This window comes from Paenibacillus sp. 32352 (assembly GCF_002042965.1).
Classification (GTDB): domain Bacteria; phylum Bacillota; class Bacilli; order Paenibacillales; family NBRC-103111; genus Paenibacillus_S; species Paenibacillus_S vulneris.
Genome location: NZ_MZNT01000003.1, coordinates 554,532 through 578,659, shown reverse-complemented (window position 1 = coordinate 578,659; position 24,128 = coordinate 554,532). Strand labels below are relative to the sequence as shown.

Annotated in this window: 23 protein-coding genes; 5 read left to right on the top strand and 18 right to left on the bottom strand. The window is 50.8% G+C overall.

Translation table 11 applies throughout. The features are described 5' to 3' along the window. Positions 1-65: 65 nt before the first annotated feature. The gene (locus B1728_RS10295; RefSeq protein ID WP_079910092.1) at positions 66-1,016 is read left to right on the top strand and encodes a helix-turn-helix transcriptional regulator; all 951 of its coding nucleotides are present in this window, start codon (positions 66-68) and stop codon (positions 1,014-1,016) included. An 85-nt stretch (positions 1,017-1,101) separates the two neighbouring features. Here the strand turns inward: B1728_RS10295 and B1728_RS10290 are convergent, their stop codons facing one another. The 13 genes from B1728_RS10290 to B1728_RS10230 form a co-directional block, all read right to left on the bottom strand. Continuing rightward, on the bottom strand, positions 1,102-1,647 hold the full coding sequence (locus tag B1728_RS10290) for a ribonuclease FAU-1 family protein (protein ID WP_079910091.1): 546 nt from the start codon (positions 1,645-1,647) through the stop codon (positions 1,102-1,104). After that, positions 1,644-2,438: a phosphotransferase family protein gene (locus B1728_RS10285; protein WP_079910090.1), complete on the bottom strand. Its 795-nt coding sequence runs from the start codon at positions 2,436-2,438 to the stop codon at positions 1,644-1,646. Before B1728_RS10285 ends, B1728_RS10290 begins: the two co-directional genes overlap by 4 nt. 28 nt (positions 2,439-2,466) lie before the next feature. Further along, positions 2,467-2,925, bottom strand: a complete 459-nt coding sequence (locus tag B1728_RS10280) for an NUDIX domain-containing protein (RefSeq protein WP_079910089.1) — start codon at positions 2,923-2,925, stop codon at positions 2,467-2,469. 34 nt (positions 2,926-2,959) lie between these two features. After that, the gene (pgsA, locus tag B1728_RS10275) at positions 2,960-3,520 is read right to left on the bottom strand and encodes a CDP-diacylglycerol--glycerol-3-phosphate 3-phosphatidyltransferase (protein WP_079910088.1); all 561 of its coding nucleotides are present in this window, start codon (positions 3,518-3,520) and stop codon (positions 2,960-2,962) included. Between the two features lie 37 nt (positions 3,521-3,557). Then, positions 3,558-4,046, bottom strand: coding sequence for a pantetheine-phosphate adenylyltransferase (coaD, locus tag B1728_RS10270; protein WP_179135967.1), 489 nt, complete (start codon positions 4,044-4,046; stop codon positions 3,558-3,560). Positions 4,047-4,353: 307 nt separating this feature from the next. Continuing rightward, on the bottom strand, positions 4,354-4,833 hold the full coding sequence (locus tag B1728_RS10265; RefSeq protein ID WP_079910086.1) for a GNAT family N-acetyltransferase: 480 nt from the start codon (positions 4,831-4,833) through the stop codon (positions 4,354-4,356). Positions 4,834-4,899: 66 nt separating this feature from the next. After that, a complete protein-coding gene (locus B1728_RS10260; RefSeq protein WP_079910085.1) occupies positions 4,900-5,079 on the bottom strand; it encodes a hypothetical protein in 180 nt (59 codons plus the stop codon). A gap of 183 nt (positions 5,080-5,262) precedes the next feature. Further along, the gene (locus tag B1728_RS10255; RefSeq protein WP_079910084.1) at positions 5,263-6,021 is read right to left on the bottom strand and encodes a hypothetical protein; all 759 of its coding nucleotides are present in this window, start codon (positions 6,019-6,021) and stop codon (positions 5,263-5,265) included. Between the two features lie 108 nt (positions 6,022-6,129). Continuing rightward, on the bottom strand, positions 6,130-6,453 hold the full coding sequence (locus B1728_RS10250; protein ID WP_079910083.1) for a GNAT family N-acetyltransferase: 324 nt from the start codon (positions 6,451-6,453) through the stop codon (positions 6,130-6,132). 53 nt (positions 6,454-6,506) lie between these two features. Then, on the bottom strand, positions 6,507-7,961 hold the full coding sequence (locus B1728_RS10245) for an amidase (RefSeq protein ID WP_079910082.1): 1,455 nt from the start codon (positions 7,959-7,961) through the stop codon (positions 6,507-6,509). Positions 7,962-8,127: 166 nt separating this feature from the next. Next, positions 8,128-8,886 (bottom strand): DeoR/GlpR family DNA-binding transcription regulator, encoded by a 759-nt coding sequence (locus B1728_RS10240; RefSeq protein WP_079910081.1) that lies wholly within the window; start codon positions 8,884-8,886, stop codon positions 8,128-8,130. Between the two features lie 358 nt (positions 8,887-9,244). Next, positions 9,245-10,144 carry a pectinesterase family protein gene (locus B1728_RS10235; protein ID WP_079910080.1) on the bottom strand — a complete coding sequence of 300 codons (900 nt, stop codon included), beginning with the start codon at positions 10,142-10,144 and terminating at the stop codon, positions 9,245-9,247. 281 nt (positions 10,145-10,425) lie between these two features. Further along, a complete protein-coding gene (locus B1728_RS10230; protein ID WP_079910079.1) occupies positions 10,426-12,435 on the bottom strand; it encodes a heparinase II/III domain-containing protein in 2,010 nt (669 codons plus the stop codon). Positions 12,436-12,764: 329 nt separating this feature from the next. On the opposite strand from B1728_RS10230, the gene B1728_RS10225 reads away from it, so the two are divergent. Next, a complete protein-coding gene (locus B1728_RS10225) occupies positions 12,765-13,289 on the top strand; it encodes an MmyB family transcriptional regulator (RefSeq protein WP_079910078.1) in 525 nt (174 codons plus the stop codon). A 3-nt stretch (positions 13,290-13,292) separates the two neighbouring features. On the opposite strand, the gene B1728_RS10220 is transcribed toward B1728_RS10225, so the two are convergent. From B1728_RS10220 to B1728_RS10210, 3 genes are all read right to left on the bottom strand, one after another. Beyond that, positions 13,293-14,357, bottom strand: coding sequence for a Gfo/Idh/MocA family protein (locus B1728_RS10220; protein ID WP_179135966.1), 1,065 nt, complete (start codon positions 14,355-14,357; stop codon positions 13,293-13,295). Positions 14,358-14,726: 369 nt separating this feature from the next. Continuing rightward, the gene (locus B1728_RS10215) at positions 14,727-16,511 is read right to left on the bottom strand and encodes an ABC transporter ATP-binding protein (protein WP_079910076.1); all 1,785 of its coding nucleotides are present in this window, start codon (positions 16,509-16,511) and stop codon (positions 14,727-14,729) included. Beyond that, positions 16,508-18,274: an ABC transporter ATP-binding protein gene (locus B1728_RS10210; RefSeq protein WP_079910075.1), complete on the bottom strand. Its 1,767-nt coding sequence runs from the start codon at positions 18,272-18,274 to the stop codon at positions 16,508-16,510. The genes B1728_RS10215 and B1728_RS10210 overlap by 4 nt, the downstream gene beginning before the upstream one ends. Positions 18,275-18,622: 348 nt before the next feature. On the opposite strand from B1728_RS10210, the gene B1728_RS10205 reads away from it, so the two are divergent. Then, complete coding sequence (locus B1728_RS10205) at positions 18,623-20,206, top strand: LTA synthase family protein (protein WP_079910074.1); 1,584 nt, start codon at positions 18,623-18,625, stop codon at positions 20,204-20,206. Between the two features lie 160 nt (positions 20,207-20,366). Here B1728_RS10205 and B1728_RS10200 read toward each other — a convergent pair whose 3' ends face one another. Further along, positions 20,367-21,254: an AraC family transcriptional regulator gene (locus B1728_RS10200; RefSeq protein ID WP_179135965.1), complete on the bottom strand. Its 888-nt coding sequence runs from the start codon at positions 21,252-21,254 to the stop codon at positions 20,367-20,369. Positions 21,255-21,431: 177 nt separating this feature from the next. On the opposite strand from B1728_RS10200, the gene B1728_RS10195 reads away from it, so the two are divergent. Both B1728_RS10195 and B1728_RS10190 read left to right on the top strand, forming a co-directional pair. Further along, positions 21,432-22,505 (top strand): Gfo/Idh/MocA family protein, encoded by a 1,074-nt coding sequence (locus B1728_RS10195; protein WP_079910072.1) that lies wholly within the window; start codon positions 21,432-21,434, stop codon positions 22,503-22,505. 26 nt (positions 22,506-22,531) lie between these two features. Then, on the top strand, positions 22,532-23,380 hold the full coding sequence (locus B1728_RS10190) for a sugar phosphate isomerase/epimerase family protein (RefSeq protein WP_079910071.1): 849 nt from the start codon (positions 22,532-22,534) through the stop codon (positions 23,378-23,380). Between the two features lie 72 nt (positions 23,381-23,452). Here the strand turns inward: B1728_RS10190 and B1728_RS10185 are convergent, their stop codons facing one another. Then, positions 23,453-24,082 carry an SGNH/GDSL hydrolase family protein gene (locus tag B1728_RS10185; RefSeq protein WP_079910070.1) on the bottom strand — a complete coding sequence of 210 codons (630 nt, stop codon included), beginning with the start codon at positions 24,080-24,082 and terminating at the stop codon, positions 23,453-23,455. Between the last annotated feature and the right edge of the window lie 46 nt (positions 24,083-24,128).

Below are 24,128 nucleotides of genomic sequence, written 5' to 3'. Positions count from 1 at the left end.
GATCTATTATAGCGACACCACCATACAATAGTAAATCCTAATTTATATCGTCCGGGAGGATTGTCATGACCAGCGAGATGTCCTACACGACAGAAGAAATCGCCAAGCTATTAAAAATATCCAAGCTCACGGTCTATGATCTTATTAAAAAAGGGGAGCTCCCCTCCTATAGGGTAGGCAAGCAAATGCGGGTAGACGCCGAGGATTTGAACCGTTACAAGCAAAGAGCCAAGCAAGTCCAGGCCATTGAGCATACTGTCGCCATCAATCAGCCCGCTGCGTCAGCTCCTGTGCGTTCCGGCTTGGAAGCTCGTTCCGTTGTGATCACAGGCCAGGATATCAGCCTCGATTTGCTGGCGAAGCATATGGAGAAGCAGCTTCCCGGTATCCGCCCCCTTCGTTCCTATGTCGGCAGCCTTGACAGCTTGATCGCTATGTACCGCGGTGAATCCGACATCGTGAGCACCCACCTGCTGGACGGAGACACGGGAGAATACAACCTCCCCTATATCCGGAAGCTGCTCGTAGGATTTTCCTACACGGTGGTCAACATGCTGTCCCGAAAGGCCGGTCTTTATGTGCAGAAGGGGAATCCGCTAAAGATCAAGAGCTGGCCCGATTTGAGCCGGCCGGGCTTGCGTTTGGTCAACCGGGAAATAGGCTCGGGAGCCCGCGTGCTGCTGGATGAGCAGCTGCGTCTTCACGGGATTCGCCCCGAGCAGCTCGATGGGTACGAGAGAGAAGAGACGAACCATATGGCGGTTGCGGGTAAAGTCGCCTCCGGCGAAGCCGATGTGGGCGTCGGTATTGAGAAGGCTGCGGCTATCGTCGGTCAAGTCGATTTTATCCCTTTGATAGAGGAACGCTACGATCTTGTCATGCTTCGTAAGCCGGAAAATCAGATATGGATAGACACGGTCATTCGTATATTGCAATCGGAATCCTTCCAAAATGAGCTTCGAGCGATCCAAGGCTACGATTTATCGCTGACCGGCCAACGGTTATACGAAAGCTAGCGCTTCGTAAATAGCAAAAAGCCCTATTTTCCTCTCCATTAGCGGGAAAGAAACACGGCTTTTTTTAAACAAAAGGATAAAAGCTTTATATGGAACGGCACTCTCGCAGCAGCTCCACATATTTCTGTACATGAAGAACGTAGGGGTTGTTCCCGTTTTCGATGCTTTGCCGGACGGACTCCAGTTCTTGCACCGCCATTTTATAGTCTTCCGTCCCAATGGTGCCGTTATCAAGAGCCGCTTGCAGCTCTTCTTCATCCAGGATATGATAGCTTCCTCCAGGCATCAAAACCAAATCCAAATAAAGATCATGAATGACAGGTACTCCTTCGTCGTTCAGCTCCATGTGCTTGATGATATCGAAATACCATTGAAGCACTTGATCTTTGGTATCCAGCATCACGGTGATGCTATGATGACGGTTCGCCGGAAACAGCATCAGCCAGGTATAGCCATCAGCAGCGATACAGATTCTTTCCTCAGCATACTGGACAAAAAGAGGCTCCCGTACTTTATCCAAGCACAGAAAGCTTACATATCCCTCGAACACATCGTCGTTCACATTCCGCTGATAATATCTTTTTTGCACAATTCTGCTCCAGTGCGGACGGTTCGCAATCTTTTGCTTCATAGGCGGCTTAAGGACCTCCGAATGATTTTGAGCAAACGGTAGTGCTCCGACCCAATTCCTTGCTCCAGCCGGAAGATCGCCGCAAGCGGGATCCACGGAATAACCTCCTCCTTAGAGAGGGGCAGCTCTTTTAGGTAGGATTGGGTATAGGATTTGTACAGCGATGCTCTTGCCAGATGGAACTGCCCGGCATTCGGAATATGATCGGGAAGCTCGGCTATTTTCAGCATGAGGGCGCTTAAGACGAAATCTGCGGCCCGATGTCCACTTTTGGCATTAATCCAATCAATAACGTAGGCTCCTTGCGCCGTAAGCAGCACATTATCCGGATGAAAGTCCCCGTGGCATACCTCCTGAGAGTCGGGCAGCTGCTCCAGCAGCCGAAGCGCCTTATCTTTCAAGCCGGAATCCAGCTTCACGGCCCTTATTTTCTTCTCATAAGCTTCTTTCTGTGAAGGAAGATGTTCCTTGCGGCATCGGTGAACCCTCGCGTGCAGCCGGGCACTTATCTCCCCTATCCATGCGGCTTTGGAGTGGTCCTCCAAGAGCACGTGCAGCAATGTCGGTCCTTCAAGCTGCTCATATACTATCCCGCCTCTGCCGTTCACTTGTACGGTTGTATATGCCTTTGCCATCGGCAATTCAGAATCCTGAATCGTGGACGCCATTTTAAATTCATGTTCAATAACATTGAGCGGCGTATGAGCAAAAAACAGCTTCACGACCTGACCTTCCCCGTACCTGTATACCTCTGCTTCCCTACCTTGGCCGAGCTTCGCTCCCATCTCCATTCCAGCTCCCCCTTTTTACCAGTTGGCCTTACGTCCGAAGCAGCTTACGTTCCCCGTTCTTCAAGTCCTCAAATAACGGCCGCTGTACAGTGCTTACCTCCTCTAGCTCCACTTCCGACAAATGCTTAAATTCCAGCACTAAAGATTCGTGATGACAATCTCGAAACAGGAGCGTGGTTCCGTCGGCTGCAAGCTTCTTCTCCCAGTCTGCTCCCGCTTCAAATATAAACATGACGAAGACGACTTCGTTGCCGTCCGGATACCGGTACTGCATTCTCGGACCGCTATAGACTGCGTAGAGCTCGCAATCATCAACGATAAGTCCCGTTTCTTCATAAACTTCTCTTCTCATCGTCTCTTCGACGGATTCCCCGGCCTCCATCCCGCCTCCGGGAAGCCCCCAATGGCCGTAGTCCGATCTTTTTTGCATCAGGATTCTGCCATCCCGGTCCTTAATGATAGCTCCGCCAGTTACGATAATGCGCATTGCTCATCCTCTCCCTTAGAAACCTAGGCTGAAGCTACCCATGGAGTTCCAACCGATTCATGTTGTTTTTCCAATAATGATACCCAGAGTAAACTGTCAGCACTGCCGCCGCATACATCAGGATCTGATCGATTTCTATTCCGCCGAACCAGGAGGCCAGCTCTTGATTCAGGATGACAGCCGTAACGGCTGCAACCTGCGCAGCGAGCTTGATTTTGCCCCAATGATCCGCTGCTAGCGCTATCTTTTTGCGAGCAGCGACGATCCGTATCGCTGTTATCAGCATCTCGCGAGCGATCACAATAGCGGCTATCCAGGAAGGAAGCTTATGGCTCTCGACCAAAACAATCAAGGCTGCGCTAATCAGCAGCTTATCCGCCAGCGGGTCAAGCAGCATGCCCAGTCGAGTAACCTGATTGCAGGTTCTTGCTACGTATCCGTCCAACCGATCAGTCGCCGCTGCAAGCAGGAATATTCCTGCTGCAACGATTTCCCCATAAGGCTCCATAGCCTTATTCGGGTAGGGATATAGAAACAGTACTACTAATGGAATCATGCAAATCCGGACTAACGTAATTTTGTTGGCCAGATTCATGACAGGCCTCCCTATGGATTGGATTTCACCAGTTCTGCTAGCTGCGGCGCCCCAGGACGTCTTGAATATATCTCATCGCGTTCTCGGTCAAATACTCGTGAGCTAGCTCGATTCTTTGAGTCTGTAAAAACATTTTGACCAAAGTGCTGCTCGTATTCAAATGCTGGGTCGTCGGCGTCAAATAGACCGTTTCGGCAAAGCACGCTTTTTGATTGTACTGCTCCAGCTTGATTTCATAGTCCAGATCTGTAGAACCTCTAATCCCTCTGATGATGACATCCATGTGGTTCTCTTTAATGTAATCGGCAATAATGCCGGCATAATGGACGACACGAACCGCCTGATCGAGATGAAGCGTGGATAACCTAGCAATCTGGTATCGTTCCTCCGGTGAAAACATCGCCGTCTTGGATTTGTTGATGGCTATGACCACATCGATTTGATCGAACAGCCTTGTAGCCCGCTCCAAAATATTCAAGTGCCCCAGCGTAAACGGGTCGAACGACCCAGGGTAAATGGCTTTCATACATTTTCCTCTCTTTCCGGAAACATAGAACAATAGGTTTGTTATGCCCACCCGATTTGGAAGTAATCCCCATTCCTCTATACTAGCCGAACAGATCCCTGTTTGTAAAATGGACGATGCCTTGCCGCCAATGGACCCCTGTGAACTTATTAGAGCTTGTCCCTTTCTGGTTCTAACTCGCCGGAATACAAAATCCCCCACAAAGCGGATATCCAGAGACTTTGCAGGGAGTACCATTACAAAATCTATAAAATATCAAGAAAACCGGTACGAGACTGCTGTTCGTACCGGCTTCATTCATCTGTTCTTATGTAGATAATAGCAGCTTCAGCTTTTCTCCGCCCGTTACCGCGAAGCCCTCCCTTTGATAAAAGGCAAGACTTCTCACGAATGCAGGCAAAGGAGGCGTGCTTACTTCCAATCTTGTCCATTCCATAGCATTGGCATAAGCAACGGCTGCAGCCATCAACTGCCTGCCCACTCCTTGAGATCGATATTCACTGCAAATATACAGCTCCTGAATGATGCCGAAGGAACCGTTGGCGTACAGGGAGCTGCTTGGGGACATAGACAAAAATCCGACAAGCTCCCCCTTATCCTGATGTTCCGCCTTAATAACGATATAGGTGCCGGAGGAAAGAAGCCTTTTGCAGCATTCCGGCGCATCACTCGGATCAAAGGCCGTAAGGTCTCCGCCCGAAGAACCGATAATTTCTTTCATCAGCTCTATGTATAAATCGGTTATCCTTCGATAGTCCTGGACATCGCATTGGCTAATCTGAATCATACACCTCCGCCCCTTTCCCCTGTCTAATCGCCCGAAATAGCTAAATGCATGTTCAGGCATCCACCGTTATTCTTGAGTTATCTCGTCGAATTTCCCCTGCTCCAGCTGTTCCTTGATCAATTCCAGGGTTTTCAGGCTGCCTAACAAATAGTGCTGCTTTTCCTTCGTATCTACAACGCTGACCGGCGTATCCTTGATCTGTTGAATTTTTTCTTCCAGCCATAAAACCATTAGCTCTTTTTTCATGCCTTTTCCTCCGCTTACTGTTCATTAACTCGTTAACTACCCTACCTATTTTAACATGAAATCACTAGTTTGCGCTTCATACCAATGATAGGAGAACATGCAGGGCTGTTCAATCCTTTTTTTATCAATCGCAACAGCTTCGTTATAAGCTCGCTCCACCCATTCCATCCGGGCGAATGGACGTTATTTTCGCAGGGACGAATATAGATTCAACGCTTTGAGTACGATCTCCGGACTCATACCGGTCCGCTCATGAATTCTTGCAGCCCACTCCTCGTTGGTATCCAGCTGGGGCTCCTTGATTAAGCCCTCGCTGCTGCTTATGAAGCTGCTCCAGCTATCAAATTCCCAGTGAATGACTTCGCGGGATGCTGGCAGTCGCATCTCGACTAACGGATGTCTTAACAAAGACTGGGAATAACACGCTGCCGCCATCCATTCATCGCTCCCTATCGGGGTTAAATCAAACGATTGATAGCTTACTTTTCCATTGGGCCGAATATAGGAGAATCTGACCCCGGGGCTCGTTGCTTCTACCTTTACTTTTCCCCCGGTAACAAAGCCCGCGAGCTCTGCTTGGCAAAAATCCTCATTATCCGGGTCAATCAACACAGGTTCGATCCATTGGTCTCCTAGATCACAAAAATATCGATATCCTTGATGATTTACGGCCACCACTGCTACATGAGCCTTCGGCGTACACAGGCCATGGCCCACTCCATAGGCCTCCAGTCCCTTGGCCTTACATTTATGAATAAGCCATGCAGCAAGATCGAAGCAATTACCCGATAATCCATACTGCTGGCGGTGCTCCTCCATGACTTCTACGGTTCTCTGCCTGCCGCCGTTTGAAACCGAAGCAATCCAAGCTTTCGATAATGTTTCCATAGGAAACGCATCGAATTGCTTCCATATATCTAGCACTTCTTGAGTAGCTCTCATAGCACCCTCCTGAGAGAGATGATTTTACCACATTGTACCATATTTTACATAGTGGTGTATGTGCAGTGGGAATATACATAGAAAAAAACAGATGCCCGCGGCACCTGTTTACCTATAAAGTATCGAATCAACAAGCTTGGAACCAATGCCTTGCTGCCGAAAGTCGGGATGCACCGCCAATGGAGCCAGGATCACGGCCTGAAGCACAATATCTTTCACCATAATAGATTGAGGAGTGAATAATACATGCCCCACCACACGTCCCCTGCTCTCTGCTACGATCGATAGCTCCGGGTCATATGTTCTGCGATTTCGGAGCAGGCTAGTCAAGGTGCTTTCCCCGATACCGAATCCACGGGTGAAGCTATGGGCATGCAGCTCGGCAATGGACCCATAATCGTCCGGTGTTTCCGTCCGCAGCATGATCTCCATGGGTTGATTCCCCCCTTATTAACACTGGACACTACTGCACAACCATAGGAGTCTTATTCTGCATCGAGCCTGGGCGGCTTCCTGGAATTGCTCAGCTGCTCGAACGCATAAGCCAGCTTGATAAGAACAGGTTCGGTAAAAGCTGTTCCGACGAACATAATGCCGTAGGGTCTCCCGTCCTTCAAATATCCTGCCGGTACGGCAAGGGAAGGATATCCGGCTTTGGCGGCAATCGTATCCCCTAACGTCTCGGGAAATAAAAGAGCGTCAAGATGATGCTCCCGCATAGTTCGGTCTATGCCTTCCGTTCGAGATAACCGGATATCGTTCAGCCGATCTCTAATATATTGGGGCTCCTTCAGAGAACCGGAAGTTTTCTCCGAAGCAATGAGAATTTTTTGACCATATTTCAAGGCTTGCTCCGCATGGGCTTCATTAAAGGCTATAAGCTCTTTCAGTGAATGCACGGGAAGATGCGGGGGGAGCTTGCTCAAGTAAGCGTTAATGTCCGCTTTGAAATCATGCAGGAACACGCTGGATCGAAACTGGGAAAGCTCCTCCGCCGAGTGAATATTGGCCGGGTCAATCAATTGCGCGCCTGCTTCCTCTAATTGAAGAAGGATTTGGGTAAAAAGCTGCCTTTCCTCTTCCGTCATATCCTCATGAAACCCATGACGCGGTACACCGATACGGGCTCCTTTCAGACCGTTTTTATCGAGGAATAAGGTATAGTCAGTGACTCTGACTCCCAGTGAACAACGGGTTACCGGATCCTGCGGATCCATTCCGCACAGCACGCCGAGAAGAATGGCCGCATCCTCAACGGTACGGGCAAGCGGACCTGCCGTATCCTGGCTGTGTGATAGCGGAATAATCCCGCTGCGGCTAACCAGCCCCAACGTAGGCTTGATGCCGACGACGGAGTTCTGCACTGCCGGACTGATGATGGATCCTGATGTTTCCGTACCTACAGCTACGGTCGTCAAATTGGCGGCCACGGCTGCGGCAGAGCCGGTACTTGAGCCCCCGGCAAAAAAGTCCCTCCCATAAGGATTTAGAACTTGCCCTCCTCTGGAGCTATAACCGGCGATCATCCCTTCGGTCATGAAGTTGGCCCACTCTGTCATATTCGCTTTGCCCAGAATGATGGCCCCCGCTTCCCTGAGCCGGGAGACGATAAACGCATCTTCGTCGGCATAATGATCCGCGAGCGCTATAGAACCGGCGCTAGTATGCATTTTATCCCCTGTCTGGATATTATCTTTCACTAGCACCGGAACCCCATGCAGCGGCCCGCGGACTTGGCCTGCACGCCTCTCGGCATCAGCTGCTTCCGCCGCATGCAGCGCATCCGGATTCAGCTCTAATACGGCGTTGATACACGGGCCTTGCTGGTCATAGGCGGCTATCCGTTCCATGTACTGCTGTACGAGCTCAAAAGACGAGCATTCCCCCCGCTCCATTGCCTTCTGAAGCCTGGCTATTGTCACTTCTTCAACGTTTAACACAGGAAGACCTCCTTTTTCTCAACCCCTCACTTATTTCTAAATGGTATCATACACCTTCTAATTTCACTTGGGAAAGAATGACTGTAATGGAATAAATCCTGTCTCTTACAAAAAGAAAAAAGCTTGATTGCTCAAGCTTTTCAATTCCGCATCGTAATAAGCCAGCCTATATCTGTATTACGTGGATAGACCGTTCCTTCAGTTGTTCAAGCATCGTCGGGTCTGTTTTCCCGTCCGTAATGACATAGTGGATGTCATCCCAAGCAGCGACTTGAGCCAGAGACTGCTGCCCGAATTTGCTGTAATCAGCCAATACGAAGGTTCTATCGGCGATACCGATCATTTTCTGCTTAATCAGTGCCTGAAGCTCGTTAAACTCACTAAGTCCCCGTTGAGGATGGAGACCTTTGCAGGAAATGAACGCTTTATCCACATAGTACGTGCTTAACGAACGTTCTGCGAGCGGACCGACATAAGAGAGCGATCTGGAAGAAAGCAGGCCGCCGGTAGATATGACCTTGATTCGTTCCTTCGCGCTTAATTCCATTGCGACTTTGATTGAATTCGTCAATACGGTTAAAGTGACGTCCGGCAGCAGCTGCGCCATATACCAGGCCGTTGAGCTGGCGTCCAGAATAATCCGGTCATGCTCGTTAACATGACGAACCGCCTCTTGGGCGATTCGACGCTTTTCCTCCGCATTCGTCGTCTCCCGCTCCATATATGGAGTCTCCGATTGTGAGGAAGGAATGCTGATCGCCCCGCCATGACTGCGCAGCAGCTTGCCCTCGCTTTCGAGCTTATCCAAATCCCGGCGGATCGTTTCTTCCGTCACTTCACAAATTGCACTGAGCTCCGATACACGGATACTTCCTCTTTCGTTGACGAGCTGTACGATTTTTTGCCATCTTTGGGCAACCAACATCCTAATCCCTCATTCGTTTCTATAATTAGTGAAACCACAATAACGCTTGCTGCTTCCAAGCTTCCAGTTCCTTACTTTGGCAGGCAGCGCTATCCCGGTTTGTATCTATAGCTTGTAGATATTTTGCAACTGATCCCAGCGCCATATATTGTACAACAAGATGGACGATTGCACTAGCATTCCGCTCCAACTCAGCCGATATCATAGGTCTTTGTCTTACGCATTCCCGCCCTCTGCAACACATCAAAAAATCCATGCAACCACAACTCGTTGTGACATGCATGGATTAGAAACATTCGTTTTTTTATTCTAGTAATGAATTGATATGAATTCTTATGACTAGCAGCATAGCGGATACTTAACGGCGTTCCGGGTTCCAACCGTCTGCTCCGCCCAAAATATTACCTACCGTATAAACTGCCGCCTCTTCAGGAGTCAGCTGTCTTGACCAGGGCACTCTCGCCTCCGGATTCGCCCCGTCCCCGCGGCTCGCATATTCATAATACCGGCTTGTTGCTTCCCGCTCAGGGTCGTTCCAGTTGTGCCAGCCTTCCGGTTTGACCGACGCATCCATCTCCGTTCGGATCCAGGCCACATGGGCAAAGGGTCTCCAAGGCCTGCCTAGGTATACATCCGTCATCCCTTCATCCGCGGTTACCTTGCAATCCAAAAATACATACCCGTACAGCTGCTGCTCCGGAGTAGACGCCGCTGTCAAATAGCCGCCTTTTCGCTTGCTATGGATCTCGCATCGTTGGAACACCGCACAGGCCGGACCGAAAATAAAGTCAACGTCCCCTTCAATACGGCATTCGTCATAATACTGCCTGCTTTCCCCGGTGTATAGCGTATCCTGAAAACCGAGCATCGTGACATGGCGAAACACAGCCCGATCACCGGTTACAAACACCGCAACCGCCTGCCCTGTTCCTTGGCCCGACGCATTGCGGATCGTTAACTGCTCCGCCGTGAAATCGTCTCCATGAAAATATGTGCTGGAGCTTCGGAACGTTCCGAGCGGCTCTCCATCTTCACCTAACGTTTTGGCATTATCGGAATAAGTCAAAATAACCCCTTCGCGTGATTCCCCGATCAAATGCAAATTGCGTTTTTCCTTCGGGACGATAAGCTTTTCCTCATAAATTCCGTTTTTTATGTAAATGGTGATTGTTTGGTCGCTTCCATCCGGGGAAGCATCCACAGCCGCCTGTACAGTACGGAAATCACCGCCGCCTTGCTGATCTACTATCCATTTCATAGCCCGCATGCTCCCTTGTATAATAGATTTAAGATCCCTTGCGCTAATTGCACTACGTCAATGGCTGAACCTTGTTCTCCCGGTCCGGCCCCGACGCATTCACGCTTCACAACGCATCCATGTTATCATAAGCAGTCCCGCGTTTCTTTACTGATTTATGCTTCATTTGGAAGCAATTTCAGTTTTTTTGTCATTCGTGGCGGTATTTCCGGTTCACTTAAATAAGCCGGCAATTCGCCCTAAAGCGACCTGCCGGCTCAGCCTTACCATTTGTTATTCTCTCAATCGATTCGGGTTGAAAGTGTCACCGGGAGCCTGCCGGGCATATGGACAACAACTTGATCCGAACCCTCATCATATTCAGCAAATGCCGATGGCTCTCCGCCGTCTCTAGAGGCATGAAATACAGCTACGAATACGGTATCCTTCACGAGCTTCCTTCTCCGTATCAAAGTGCTTCTCCTGCCGACGGACGGCATCGCGATGGATTCCGCCAAATACAGCTCCTCCCCTAGCTGCGCACCCAGCGCTATCAGGGACAATCGTGCATCCGGAGACTCATTATTCCACTTCCACTTCATCGTCCATTGGCTTTCATCCCAACATCCAGTTCTAGGATTGCTAAAATATTGATATCCGTCCTCCGAACCAAGGACATCTCCGGCAGTCTCTTTCCAGCGCAGGTCCATTAGGGCATCCTGGTCTATGACAGGCAACCCTTGGGTATGAATAATCCAATCGATATCATTCTCTTCCTTGCACTGAACCCGGAAAACATCCAGCAGAATATCATCCTTCATCATGATTTTACGTTTCAACACGGTATCGGGATAGGCGCCGCTAACTTCCATGACAGCCTCCATGACTCCATCGTCATGGGTTCTCATCGCCCGTATGCAGCCTTCCGCCTCTGCCTGGGACCGGCCGCCGACGACAACGGTATTGTGGGCTGCCGTCTGTTTGAAATAATCGAAGTGGATCGGGTTGCCGTACGGCAGCATGCCAGCATCGGTCAACCACGGATGTCCGCCTGCAAAGTAAAGCAAATTCAGCTTGTCCTGATGACCATGCCAGCCGCCATGTTCTCCATAATCAATCATTGCGAGGCGTCCTTTTTTCAGGGAGTCCCCCTGCTGTTTAAGAAATAGCATCCCCGCTTTCTTAAGATGCACGAATCCGTCGTGATGTATCGTAGTGCTACTATGGCCACTGACAGGCTGGGATGGCGTTTCCTCCTCAAAACCAAAGAGAAGGCTGTAGAGTGAATCTCTGTCCTCGCTTCTTCGAACAACCTCATGGCCTATGCCGATATAACGCGCCGCGAACTCGAATAGATGCGCATACTTCCTTATATTCACCTCTGCCGAGTCATGAATCGGGGGCAGCGTCCCGTCAGGAAACATACATTCCAACGGAGCGCGATACATGGACTGAAAGCGCGGATCCTGATAGAGATGATAATCAAAGCTTTCCGCCGCAAGGACGATCAAGGTCTGGGCCTCTAAGGTATAGAAATGATATCCCCAAGCGCCTTCATACCAGAAGCCGTCTTCTCCCAGGCTGTTAGCCATTTGAAAATAAAATCCGTTGGACGGATCATCGAGAACCTGCTGCATCATCTCGCGACGATTTAAGGCTGCAGCGACCAAAGCCTTGGACGCATTATGATAGGTCTGCCAGTTCGATATGCCTGCCGGGTTATTCGCAATGACATCCAGGGCAGGAAGCAGCAGGCCGCGGGTGATATGGTTGATTTCGTCCAAGGTGAACACATCCTGCAGCTTCAGTATGTGAAAGCCCTGCGCAAGCAGACAAAGCCAGCTCGCCTCAGATAAGGTCTGGCACATCACCTTGCCGGATGTATGGCTGGCCCCACCATGCCGGTCATGCAGCGGATATTGCTGATAATGATCAGCATAAAACAGCAGCACCCGCTTAGCCCAATCGGCCCAGCGAATATCTCCATCTATTCCGAACAATACAGCCGCATTGCGGCATGTCTTGCTGTAATTCCAATGCTCGTTCGCCGTAGCTACCTCGTCCCAGGGCGAACCGCTCCATACGCTTCCGCAGGTCGGGCAGCGATGGTGATGCCGGTCGATCAGAATCAATCGGTCTCCGTCGGCAGGACAGTTATAGTCATGGCTCCAGCCGCCACCAAGCAGCGGAATGTCGAAGGGTTGAGCCAGCATCTCCTCCGGCTGGCGGCGAAACTGCTCATAAATGCGCTGAACCTCTGGATAACGCTTACATTTCTCTTGGATCTGTTCAAAATAACCCTTGCTCCACATACAAATTCCCCCTGTCCTATCGTTATGCCTAAGATTGCTTCCTGTTCAGGTTACCAAAATTCAGTGCGGGAAAGTTACGGTCTGTTGGGCAAAAATGTCGTTATTTTACGCATCCTATCGAATGCCGTAACCGGGAGTTAAAATTTACAAAAAAATTCGTCGAATTCAACATATTGTTTTTTACTTTCGTATATTTTATAATCACTTGTACGTCTTATTACGGAGTGACGAAAGTGACATTAATAGAAGATTATCAACTAGTAGAACAACCCTTACATAGATTACCGGATAATCCGTTTCCATATCCCGATTTTACCGGAGACCAGCCTATGATGAGCCCCACGTTACAGCGCATTCTAGACTACTTGTGCCCTTGCCCCGCCTTCATTGCTGACCGGCGGTGCAACATTATCGGCTGGAACAAAGCGGCCAGCGCAGTGACTAGCAGTATAGGTCCGATCGGCAGCGAAGAAAGAAACATTGTCTGGCTTTCATTCATGAGACAGGAGATGCGCGAGCTTGTCGTAAATTGGGAGGATTTCGCCAAAGACTTCCTGACCATCTTCCGCAATTATTATGGGCAATATTCAGGTGATCCGTGGTATGCCGACTTTGCCGAGCTATGCGGACGTATCAGTCCACAATTCAGCCAGCTTTGGCAGCATGGCGATTTACCCACAACTGCACCTGTTACCGTACGAGAGCTGAACCATCCGGAAGCCGGCAAAATGAGATTTGAGATCACTTCTTTTCAAGTATACGCCCATGCTGATTTGCGCTGCTGCGTGTATACCCCGCTTCCGGAATCGGAAACCGAATCCAAGATGAGATGGCTGATGAAAGACATCTCCTAGATATCAGCATACAATTCCTTGATCCCGGGCAAACCTTTTGATCTGTACGGGAACCCCCTGTTTACTGCTTTCAATAGAAGCGAACAACAATATCATAGATTGGAGATTCGATTCGATATCGGTCTCCATTTTTTGTCCGCCTCGAACCCAGTGAAGGAAGGCATCCAGCAAATAATCATTCCCCCACTTGGGGTTCATCTTCAGCTCTGCCGCCGTTCCGATAGGGCTAGCCTTCAGACGATTGTCTTCTTCCCTGAATATTTCGATTCGCCCTCGGTTCAGCACGATGGTAGCCTTTTCGAATTCAGCGCGAATGTACTCCTTTTCCCAGCTGTTCTGTGGTGAAGCATTGCACCAGGCCGTTTCATAGGAGGCGCGCACGGAGTTTTCAAATCGCATCGTCAGCAAGGCCTGAGCGCTTCCCGTATAGTTCCCCCATCGGGGTGTCCAAGAATCCATATAAACGCTTTCACAATGAGCTCCAGCCAAGTTTTCCAGCAAGTCCAATTGGTGAATCGCACCCTCGATGAGCATCGTATCCTGCATCTTGGCTTGTCTCTCTTTCAGGCCGTCCCTCCTGTGCCAGTTAAAATTCATGACGATGTAGTCCAGTGCACCATAGTCTCCGGAACGAACCAGCTCGCGAAACGTCCAGATCGGCTGGCGGAATCGATGGGTCATGGTTATTCCCATTTTTCGATTCAGCCTGCGGGCGGCTTCCACCATTCGCATGCAAGAATCTAACGTATCCGATATCGGTTTCTCGCTCAATACGTCACAACCCGCTTCCATGGCCAATATCGCTATCTGTTCGTGGGTATGCGGCGGGGAAGCCATGATGCAGATTTGCGGCTGCGTCTCTTCCAAGGCCGGCTTCACATCCGTAAAGCACTGGCTTTCGTTTAACCCAAGCTGCTGTCCGGCCGTTTTTAAGCTATCCGGATTCACATCGACTGCAGCCACAACCTCAACCAGACCTTCCTGAATGGCCTTGGGGAGCGTTTGTGTACACCAGGTTTTGCCCCAGCCTCCGGTTCCGACTATCATCGTTCTAATTGGCAAGTTCATCCTTCTCATCCCTCTTTGGTATTAATAGATCAGCACATCAAGTTATCCCCGGCCCCATATCTGCTCGCCGGGCTTGACTGCTTCCCTCTATTATCTGGGGCTCCCAAGCTCAAAGCCATGTCTTCAGGTTTTGAATACATGGAATAATGTCGGAACTTCCGAAGGATAGCTCAGCCTTCCGTGGGTTTCAACAAGCGGCCGCTATCGCTTTTCCGCTCATTTGAAACATTCAAGGCACATTTCTGCTCCGCCTCGGAATGCTATTTTATTATTGTGTCAAAAAAAGACCGCCCTTGCTGCCGATAAATCGGTGCAGCCACAAGGCGGTCTTCATTCATCATAAAAAGCATTGTACAACAGCAATCGTCATCAGCCGGCGCTTTCCTTGCCTTCCTCCCGGTTCCACAAGTGACGAAGCTCCTCGCTCGTCTGAAGCAGCTCCTCAAGCGATCCTTCCGCCTCGATGCGGCCCTCCTTGAGAACTATGATATGATCGGCATGCGACAATGCCGTCTTGCGATGGGAGATGACAAGGCAAGTAGCTTGCCCTTGTCGCTGCTCGTAAATACGCTCCCAGAGCTTCCGCTCCGTCTCGACGTCCAGGGCGCTCGACAAATCGTCGAACACAAGCAGCTCCGCGTCGCGAACGAACATCCTGGCCGCCGCCGTCCGCTGAGCCTGCCCGCCTGACAGCTTAACTCCACGAGGCCCTATGACCGTCTCCAGCCCATGCTGAAGGTGCTCGATATCAGGGTCGAGAACGGCAGAATGGATCGCCTCCTGCAGCTGCCGTTCGTTCCGCTTTGTTCCAAGCAAAATATTATTTCTCAGCGTGTCGCTGTATAACCGCGGAACCTGAGGCGTATACGCGCTGTGCGGCGGCACGAAAAATTCCCCCAAATGATCGACTGGCTTCTGATTCCACCTCACCGTCCCCTCCTCCTTAGGCAGCAGCCCAAGCAGCGTTCGGACCAAGGTGGTCTTACCCGAACCGATTCTGCCGGTAATAACGGTGAACGAACCCCGGGGGATTCGGAACGAGATATCCTCGATGCCTCTGCCGGTTTCCGGGTACCGGTAGGTCAGTCCCCGAACCTCCAGCTCCGCAAGCCCGTCTTCACCAGACAAGGCCTGCTGCTCCCCGGCAGGCTCCTTCAGCTCGGATCGCAGATAGAGCGGATGATGTTCTGCTGCTGCGCTAATATCGGAGCTTTGAAGCAGGTGCTCCAACCGCTGCTTCGCTACCGTACTTTGTTTGAAATAGGTCAGGAACTTCCCGAAATTTTGAATAAACTGGGTGACGAACGTCAAGTAATAGACGAACAAGGCAAAATCCCCGACCGTAAAGCTCCCCTCACGCATCGACTGAGCGGCCAACAGCAAAATGAAGCCCGTTCCGATATTGACCGTATTGGAGAATACGGAGTCCAGCACCTGGTTCAGCAGCTTATCCTTCAGCATAGCTTGCCGCCGGTGATCGTTCAGCTGGCGGAACCGCTGAATCACCCTCTCCTCCGCACCTGCAACTTGAATGGATTGGACAGTGCTGAACATTTCGCTGATGGCGCCTGTAACCTGGCTTGTCGCTTCGCGGCTCGCGGCCCTGTACTTTTGCAGCAGGGTAGTCGAAAGCTGAGCGATGGTAACCACGATAACCAGAGGGAGAAACTCCCATAAGGTCATCCCCGGATTAATTCCATACAAGATATAGAAGGAAACGACCGCAAAGCAGGTCATTCCGAAAGCATCGACCGACCAGCTAATGGTCTCCTCTATTTGATCCACATCATCCCGGAAGCTGCTGATGGCTTCCCCCGGGGAGCAGGGAATCGCTTTGGCCCCGGGCTCCATCAGAATACGCTTCAACATATTTCGGCGCAGCAGGGCGCCGATGCGGAACCTGAACTGTACGTCCGTAATAAAGCCGAAGAGGATCAGAACCCCTTTACCGACTGCAGAAGCTATCAGCAGGACAATCAGCGTTCCAATGCTGAAGCCGTATACTGCTCCTCCTGATAACGTATCGAAGAACTGCTTCGTAATCCAGCCCGGAACGATAGGAGCCAAATAGATCAAAGACCAGGCTACAGCGTTAATCGTGTATAAGAACGGGCGGTATTTCATCAACCGCCATAGGAAAGTAAATGTGGTCATGCCAGCATCTCCTCCATTCCGACCTGCAGCATTTGATTGTATCGGGAACGATGGTCAGCCGCAAGACGTACTCTGTCCCCGAACTCTATTACCCTTCCTTGCTCAAGAATGAGGATTTGATCTGCCCTTTGGATCGTCGCCAACCGATGAGCGATGATAATGCAAGTCCGGTGGACCAGCAGCCGGCTGATCGCCTGCTCGATTTTTTGCTCTGTTGCCGGATCCAGCCGGGACGAGGCTTCGTCTAGAATAATAAGCCCCGGATCGGTCAGAAATACCCGGGCAAAGGAGAGAAGCTGCGCCTCTCCCGCAGACAATCCGCCTCCTCCTGATTCCAGCTGGCTGTCAAGGCCGGATGGCAGCGAAGCAAACCATTCCTTCAAGCCCAGTTCCTCCAGCACCTCGATAATACGCCGATCTTCTATGTCCTCACGAAAGAAGGTAAGATTATCGCGAACCGTCCCTTGAAATATTTCAATGTTCTGCGTAACCATGCCGACCTTGCTCCGAAGATCGCGCAGGGTGGCGTCCCGGATGTCCACTTGCTCGAGAGAGATTCCCCCTTCACGAACGTCATAAAAGCGCAGCAGCAGTCTTGCCAGCGTCGTTTTGCCGCTTCCTGTGCGGCCGAGCACCCCGAGCACTTTGCCGCGCCCCAGCTGAAAGTCGATTTGATGCAGCGTTGTCGTATGGTCTTCATAACCGAATACTACGCGGTCAAACTTCACGGACAACGGACCTGACGGCAGAGGCAGACCGATTCCGTCCCGAATGGCGGGTACGGTAGCCAACAGCTCGCGTATGCGAATAATGCTTGCGTCGGCTTTTTGCAAATCCTCCATTTGGGTTCTGATCTTCTCAATCGGCTTGCTCATCAATTCCGTATAATAGAAGATCAAGTATACCGTTCCGAGCGTGATGGCTCCCTGCTTCCAAAAATAAGCGCTAAGAGCGAAGGCAATCGCATTGCCGATCGTGAAGATAACCAGCGTCGTTATCCACATACTGGCCCAGCCCAGGAAAGCCCGAATCCGAATCGGAAGCCACTCACGAATGAGTGTATGAAACCGATACATGACATACCCCGTAGCTCCGTTCGCTCTCGTATCTTCCGTCCCCTCTAAATGCTCCCCAAGAAAGCCGTAAAAGCGGGAGCTCATTTGACGCAAGGCTCCCCAATGCGGTACAGCGAACTTTCGTATGTATTGAATGGCGTAAATAGCCAGGATGACAAACAGCGTCATTCCTGTGCCGATAACCCAGCCCTCCCGGAACAACAGCACGAGCATGCCGACGACAAGCAGCAGATTGCTCAGCAGCGTCACGACAAAATTGGAAAAGAAGTTGGCCAGATTGTTGATATCTCCGTCCACCCTCTCAATGATGGCTCCCGAAGTATGCGACTTATGAAACGACATATCCAGCTTCATGCAGTGCTCGGCAACATCTCCGCGAAGCTTGTTGGTCGCAATCCAGCCAATATTTTCGCCGATATACGTTGCTATGACGGTAATGACCTGCTGCAGCAGCGAAACCCCGATAAAGAGCCCTGCAGCATATAAAAGCGGGGCAGTGCTTTCCTGCGTTTTGGCCGTATCGATAAAATAACGGATAATTTGCGGGTTCACCAGCTGCATGATAATACTGCCGATCAGCAGCACGGACAGCCATACGATACTCCCGCGCTGCTCGCGCAAATAGCTCGATAATAAAAGAGCATACTCCTTAATAGGTATTTTTTGTTTGGTTATTTTTTGTTTCATCCCTATGCCTCCTAGAATTGCGACTACCTTAACAGTCAGTCGGAATCGTTCCTAAAACCGGCCATCTGTATTTCAAATTCGCACCCGCGTAAAAGTGGATTGGTTCACCTGTCGAACACGCATGTCGGTGTTGTTGAGATGCGATCTAGCCTATCACAAATTGGAAAAAAAGCGTATGGATGTAACTTTAGTAGATCGAGTGCGGAACGTCAACGGATTTTTCAAATAAAATCAAGAAATCTGCCCACGGAATGACAAAATGTTTTGGTACCGCTTTCTAAAAATGGTTTTACCCTCCTGAACCCCATGCTATAATAGGGGCAGTTAAGTTGAATAGGAGCCGTGTCCATGTCATTACAACCATTTCGCCGCTTCCCTGCCTGGATGCGCCTTGCCGCATTCCTGCTTGCAGCAGGGTTATTCGCTCTACTCCGCACTTCCTCCACGGAAGAGGCTCCCGCACCCAGAAAACCGCTTCAGCTGGATATATCGACAGAGGACTGGAGTAAGGAGGAGCTGGAACGAAGTCCCAACGTGATCGTCGTTCTAAGCGAAGCCTTCTGGGATCCGACCTTGATCGAGGGCTTATCCTTCAGCAAGGACCCTATCCCGACCTATCACGCTCTGAAAGAGAAATATACGAGCGGCTGGATGCTGTCCCCGCAATTCGGAGGCGGCACGGCCAATGTAGAGCTGGAGGTGCTGACAGGCAACTCGATGCGTTTTTTGCCTGAAGGCTCCATCGCTTATGAGGAGTTTATTAAAAGGGACGTCGATTCCCTGGCAACGATTATGGCCAGAAAAGGCTATACGGCTACCGCTATCAGCCCTTTTTACAATTGGTATTTTGACAGCCGCAACGTGTACAGGCATCTCGGATTCTCCCGCTTCATCAGCTTTGAATATTTCAACCCTAACGAATATGTCGGGCCTTATATCGGCGACCATGCCGTAGCCAAACGAATTATTGAGGAAAGCGAGCGAAGTGAAGGACCGGACTTTATCTTTGCCAATACAATGGAAAATCATTATCATTACTGGTCCAACAAGTTCAAACGCAATACGATTGAAATCAAGGACACCAGAGGAACAATGTCCGGTGAAGCATTAAGCATTTTGGAAACGTATGCACAAGGGGCCAGCGGTGCCGATAACATGCTTCATGAGCTCGTGGATCATTACAGCAAAGTAAAGGAGCCTACGATTATCGTCTTTTTCGGCGATCATCTGCCCTTCCTTGAAGACGACTATTTCGTTTACCGAGAGAGCGGTTACATCGAAGGCAAGAACGACCCGAACTTTCTGGAGAAAATGTACAGCGTCCCCGTGGTCGTCTGGAACAATTATAAACCGGATGCCAAAGATACGCTGCATTTCAGCCCTTCGTTCCTAGGTCCTTATGTGCTGCAGCTGGCCAAGCTGCAAGGAAGCGGATATACCGAGTATTTATCCCGGTTATCGAAGCAAATCCCTATTATTCCGCCGAAGGCCTATTATAAGGAAATGAATATCAACGAAGAGGATTTGGCCGAATACAAGGCCAGGCAGGATCAAATCCTGTTTGGCGATCTCGGAGAGGAGCAGCCCGGCACATCCGCTTCCACCTACATTGTTGGGTACGGCGACCCCGTTATTACTTCGGTGACACCAGACAAAATAACACTGGGTGACGGCATTGTCAACGAGCTGAAAAAATCTGCGACCGTTACCGTCAAGGGGGGACGCTTCGGAATCGCTTCTACTATTTATGCTAACGGTATCGCGCTTCCTACCACATGGCTCTCCGAAGAAGTCATCACAGCCGCCATTCCTAAAGAGCTCGTGGAGAACTCATCGGCTGTCGAGCTGCAAGTGAGGGTCGTCGATGAGAAAGAAACCGTGTTAGGTCAATCACAACCTTATCCCCTTCCCATCGTTAGTAAAAAGCCCTGAGCGACGCTTCCAGTCTCTCGGGGCTTCCCTATGTATGGCTTACTGGGCACCAAAGAATACAGATGAGGGACTCGGCTTGCCGCCCTCTTTCCGCTTCATCTCATCAATGGCTTGCAACTCCGCCTCAGCATGAAATCTTTGGCCCCGAAGTCAGTTCATGTCATTGGGGCTGCATGGCTTTCAGCTTCCGGTATGCTGCCGGCGTCATTCCTTTCGTTTCCCTAAATATCCGCGAAAATGTATTGTAGGAGCCGTACCCGGTTTCGAGCGCAATGTCGGATACGTTCATTTCAGTAGAGACCAGCAGGGCGCACGCCTGTCTAATCCGGACCTCATGTACGAAGGCGAGGAAATTTTGCCCAACAGCTTTTTTAAACAGCTCGCTCAAATACGGCACACTAAATCCGAAACTATCCGCAATGCCCGATAAGGTCAGATCATCCTGATAATGGGTATGGATATAATGCAGCACCTGCCAAATGCTCCCCTTAGGCTGTACCTTATCCTTCTCGCACAGGGTACCGCCCACCGCTCCCGGCGATTCGGCGCTTCTTCGAAACCGGTCAAAGCGGACCAACACTTCCGTAAGCTTGGCTTTGAGAAGCGCATGCTTCCACAAATTCTCCTCCATGTACTCCCTGCGCATTTCTTCCAAGGCCGACACAAAATAAGCATGCTCGGATTCCTCGATTTGGGCAAAAGGCGGCAGCGACTCTTCCGCTTGGAGCCAGTCGATCCCCGGAATCTGTTCCCCTTGCGCATACAGATGCAGCCCGAAATTACAGTTATATAAAATAAGCGGCTGACCCGGCTCGGAGATGATCTCGTGATACTGGTAAGGCATAACGAGAGTGAAGGTCCCCGGCATCATCCGATGCTCCACGCCGTTAATAATCTCCGATCCATACCCCGCAATGACGTATGAAAATTCCATAAAATCATGCCGATGCGATTCGAAGCCGTTTTCCAGCCTATGAATCTTTATATGGAAAGGAAAGGACGAATCCATATTCGGATAATGGGTTACATACCGCGGAATGACAGCCATATCCAAATTCACCCCTGCTGAAATATTGGGATATCTCCCGTAAAAATTGGGACGCTTTTTATTGCGTTCCATCTTACTATAAGAAAGAAATCGTTTTCTGACAACATGCGGTTTGTCCAAAAATTGATGCACTTCTTCGAAACCGTTTTTCTTCGAAAATTATAAGGAGGGTCTCCATTGAAATCACAACCTATTCGCATTGGCATCCTGGGAGCCGGCAACATAGGCCGGGTCCATATTCAAACGTTTCAACAGCTCCCGCAGGATGCAATCGTTACTGCGGTCACCGATTCCTACTACCCGCTGGCACAGCAGAGGGCTGCGGAATACAGCATCCCCCGCTGCTGCGAAACCGCGGAGGAGCTGCTGTCCGCCCCCGATATCGATGCTGTTGTCATAGGAGTCCCCAACAAATGGCATGCTCCGCTGGCAATTCAGGCTCTTAAAGCAGGCAAGCATGTGCTGTTGGAGAAGCCCATGGCTATCGATGTTCCTTCGGCCCGCGACATCGTCAATGCCCAGCGCGAGAGCGGCAAGGTGCTCATGATCCCGCATCAGATGCGCTGGGAATGGCTGCCTCTGCAGCTAAAGCAGCAGGCTGATAAAGGCGCCTTCGGACGAATCTATCACGCCAAGGCAGGGTGGCTTCGCCGCAAAGGCATACCGGGCTGGGGAACATGGTTTACCCGGAGCGAGGAATCGGGAGGCGGTCCGCTGATCGATATCGGAGTTCATATGCTGGATCTGGCCTTTTTCTTGATGGGCAATCCGAAGCCTGTTTCCGTCTACGGATCCACTTATGCGGAATTCGGGCCGAAAAAGCGCGGTATCGGGACTTGGGGAACTCCCGACTGGAACGGCAGGTTCGATGTAGAGGACCTGGCGGCCGCACTAATCAAGATGGAGGACGGCAGCACCCTGTCCTTGGATGTCAGCTGGGCTGTTCATATGGACACGGACAGCCAGCATTTTATTCACCTGATGGGCTCCGAAGGCGGCGCTTCCATTCGCGGCAACCAAGGGAAGCTCTTGACCGAGTCGTTTGACCGCGCCGTGGAAGTCAGTCTAACCCCTCCTTCGAACGATGAAGGCGGACGGATTCGCTTAAGCCGGCATTTTATCGAATGCATCCGTGAGGGTAAGCAGCCTGATACTTCGGTCATGACTGGGTTTACCAACAACCTGATTCTCGATGCCATCTATGAATCCTCCAGAACCGGTCACGAGGTTGTTTTGGATTGGACGCTATAGCAATCATTCTTAGAGGAGGCTGCACTATGTTGAAAGGCTTGACACGAGCTGGGATTGGCGACGTAGGCTCGATTGAGGAATTTGTTCATGCGGCGGCGGCATACGGCTTCGAAGCCATAGCCGCCGACGGAGCGGAATTGGAAAGATGGATACAAGAGAAAGGATTGGGCGGCGTTCGGGCCATTCTCAAAGAGGCCAAAATTCAGATAGCAACGATCGGGCTGCCCGTTCAATGGAGAACAACAGAGCAAGAATTTATGTCAGGACTGCCCACGCTCGTCCGGTATGCGGAAGCAGCTTCTGCTCTGGGATGCACCGCCTGCTGCACTTACATCCTTCCATCGACGGATCATGCCTCCGCTCCTTTCATGGCAGCAGCGACACGGCGTTTAAGAGTTTGTGCACAGATGCTAGCCCCCTACGGCATTCGTCTCGGATTGGAATTTGTCGGTCCCCACCATCTAAGAACTCGCTGGAAAAACCCTTTTATTTGGGGTCTGCAGGATACCTTGGATTGGATCGAGACAATAGGAGAACGCAATGTCGGCTTGCTGTTCGACAGCTATCACTGGTACACGAACGAGCTTGATGCGGACGCTATCCTTCAGCTGGATGCTTCGAACATTGTGCTCGTCCACATCAATGACGCGCCGAACCTTCCCGTCTCGGAGGTTCTGGACAACGACAGGCTGTTTCCCGGTGAAGGAGTCATCGATCTTCCCGGGTTTCTACAGGCTCTGCATCGGATCGGATACCGCGGAGTCATCGCCCAGGAAATTTTGACTCCGGAGCCCTTGAAGCAATCCAGTGAGCAGCTCCTGCAGAGATCACAGGAAGCATTTCGTCAAGTATACCGTGCAGCAGGACTTGAATAGACCCAAACAGCCCCACCAGGTGGAGGCGCTGAGATTCCGGCGCAACCAGCCAGTGGGGCTGTTTTTCTAAGCTTAAATGGCTCCTACAGCTTGCAGCCATGCCTTGGCAATCAGAGCGTGACCTGCGGGTGATGGGTGTACGCCATCCGGCGCCCAATAAGCGGAATCGGCCCGTGTCGACGCTTGTGCGAATAAGCCGTCTAGCGGCACCAGCCGTGCTCCGTATTCGCGTGCCAGCTCACGGACAACCTGGATCTTGGGATCCAGATCCTCTCTCCACTGCTTGCGGTCTTCCGGCACCGGCAGTACAAAAGGCTCAACCAGCACCAGCCTTGCACCTAGCTTGGCGGTCTGTTCCAGCAAGCTTCTATAGCCAGACTCATATTGCTCCGTTGAGGTGGGGTCGTTGCGGTCATAGCGTCTCCAGGTATCATTAATTCCTATGTAAATAGAAACGACATCGGGCTTCAAATCAAGACAATCCGCCTGCCAACGGGCCTGAAGGTCTTTGACCCTGTTGCCGCTTATTCCCCGGTTCACGAACCTTACCTGCTGCTCGGGATATAACGAGCCATATTGAGCAGCCGCCATTAGAGCATAGCCTTTACCCAGATCATTTCCGTCATCTCTTACCCGCTTGGCATCGGTAATGCTATCGCCTTGAAATAATACCGTATCCCCCTGCTGAATCCATGGTGACATCTCCTAATCCTCCTAACTTAAGATAAGAATGTATTGATTCCATATG

Coding starts and splice junctions, on each gene's coding strand:
- B1728_RS10200 (WP_179135965.1), bottom strand. CDS start 21,254: ATGGCTGTCATTCCGCGGTATGTAACCCATTATCCGAATATGGATTCG.
- B1728_RS10295 (WP_079910092.1), top strand. CDS start 66: ATGACCAGCGAGATGTCCTACACGACAGAAGAAATCGCCAAGCTATTA.
- B1728_RS10235 (WP_079910080.1), bottom strand. CDS start 10,144: ATGAAATGGATAGTAGATCAGCAAGGCGGCGGTGATTTCCGTACTGTA.
- B1728_RS10285 (WP_079910090.1), bottom strand. CDS start 2,438: ATGGAGATGGGAGCGAAGCTCGGCCAAGGTAGGGAAGCAGAGGTATAC.
- B1728_RS10290 (WP_079910091.1), bottom strand. CDS start 1,647: ATGAAGCAAAAGATTGCGAACCGTCCGCACTGGAGCAGAATTGTGCAA.
- B1728_RS10230 (WP_079910079.1), bottom strand. CDS start 12,435: ATGTGGAGCAAGGGTTATTTTGAACAGATCCAAGAGAAATGTAAGCGT.
- coaD (WP_179135967.1), bottom strand. CDS start 4,046: ATGAAAGCCATTTACCCTGGGTCGTTCGACCCGTTTACGCTGGGGCAC.
- pgsA (WP_079910088.1), bottom strand. CDS start 3,520: ATGAATCTGGCCAACAAAATTACGTTAGTCCGGATTTGCATGATTCCA.
- B1728_RS10225 (WP_079910078.1), top strand. CDS start 12,765: ATGATGAGCCCCACGTTACAGCGCATTCTAGACTACTTGTGCCCTTGC.
- B1728_RS10255 (WP_079910084.1), bottom strand. CDS start 6,021: ATGAGAGCTACTCAAGAAGTGCTAGATATATGGAAGCAATTCGATGCG.
- B1728_RS10210 (WP_079910075.1), bottom strand. CDS start 18,274: ATGAAACAAAAAATAACCAAACAAAAAATACCTATTAAGGAGTATGCT.
- B1728_RS10250 (WP_079910083.1), bottom strand. CDS start 6,453: ATGGAGATCATGCTGCGGACGGAAACACCGGACGATTATGGGTCCATT.
- B1728_RS10220 (WP_179135966.1), bottom strand. CDS start 14,357: ATGAACTTGCCAATTAGAACGATGATAGTCGGAACCGGAGGCTGGGGC.
- B1728_RS10260 (WP_079910085.1), bottom strand. CDS start 5,079: ATGAAAAAAGAGCTAATGGTTTTATGGCTGGAAGAAAAAATTCAACAG.
- B1728_RS10190 (WP_079910071.1), top strand. CDS start 22,532: ATGTTGAAAGGCTTGACACGAGCTGGGATTGGCGACGTAGGCTCGATT.
- B1728_RS10280 (WP_079910089.1), bottom strand. CDS start 2,925: ATGCGCATTATCGTAACTGGCGGAGCTATCATTAAGGACCGGGATGGC.
- B1728_RS10205 (WP_079910074.1), top strand. CDS start 18,623: ATGTCATTACAACCATTTCGCCGCTTCCCTGCCTGGATGCGCCTTGCC.
- B1728_RS10265 (WP_079910086.1), bottom strand. CDS start 4,833: ATGATTCAGATTAGCCAATGCGATGTCCAGGACTATCGAAGGATAACC.
- B1728_RS10240 (WP_079910081.1), bottom strand. CDS start 8,886: ATGTTGGTTGCCCAAAGATGGCAAAAAATCGTACAGCTCGTCAACGAA.
- B1728_RS10215 (WP_079910076.1), bottom strand. CDS start 16,511: ATGACCACATTTACTTTCCTATGGCGGTTGATGAAATACCGCCCGTTC.
- B1728_RS10185 (WP_079910070.1), bottom strand. CDS start 24,082: ATGTCACCATGGATTCAGCAGGGGGATACGGTATTATTTCAAGGCGAT.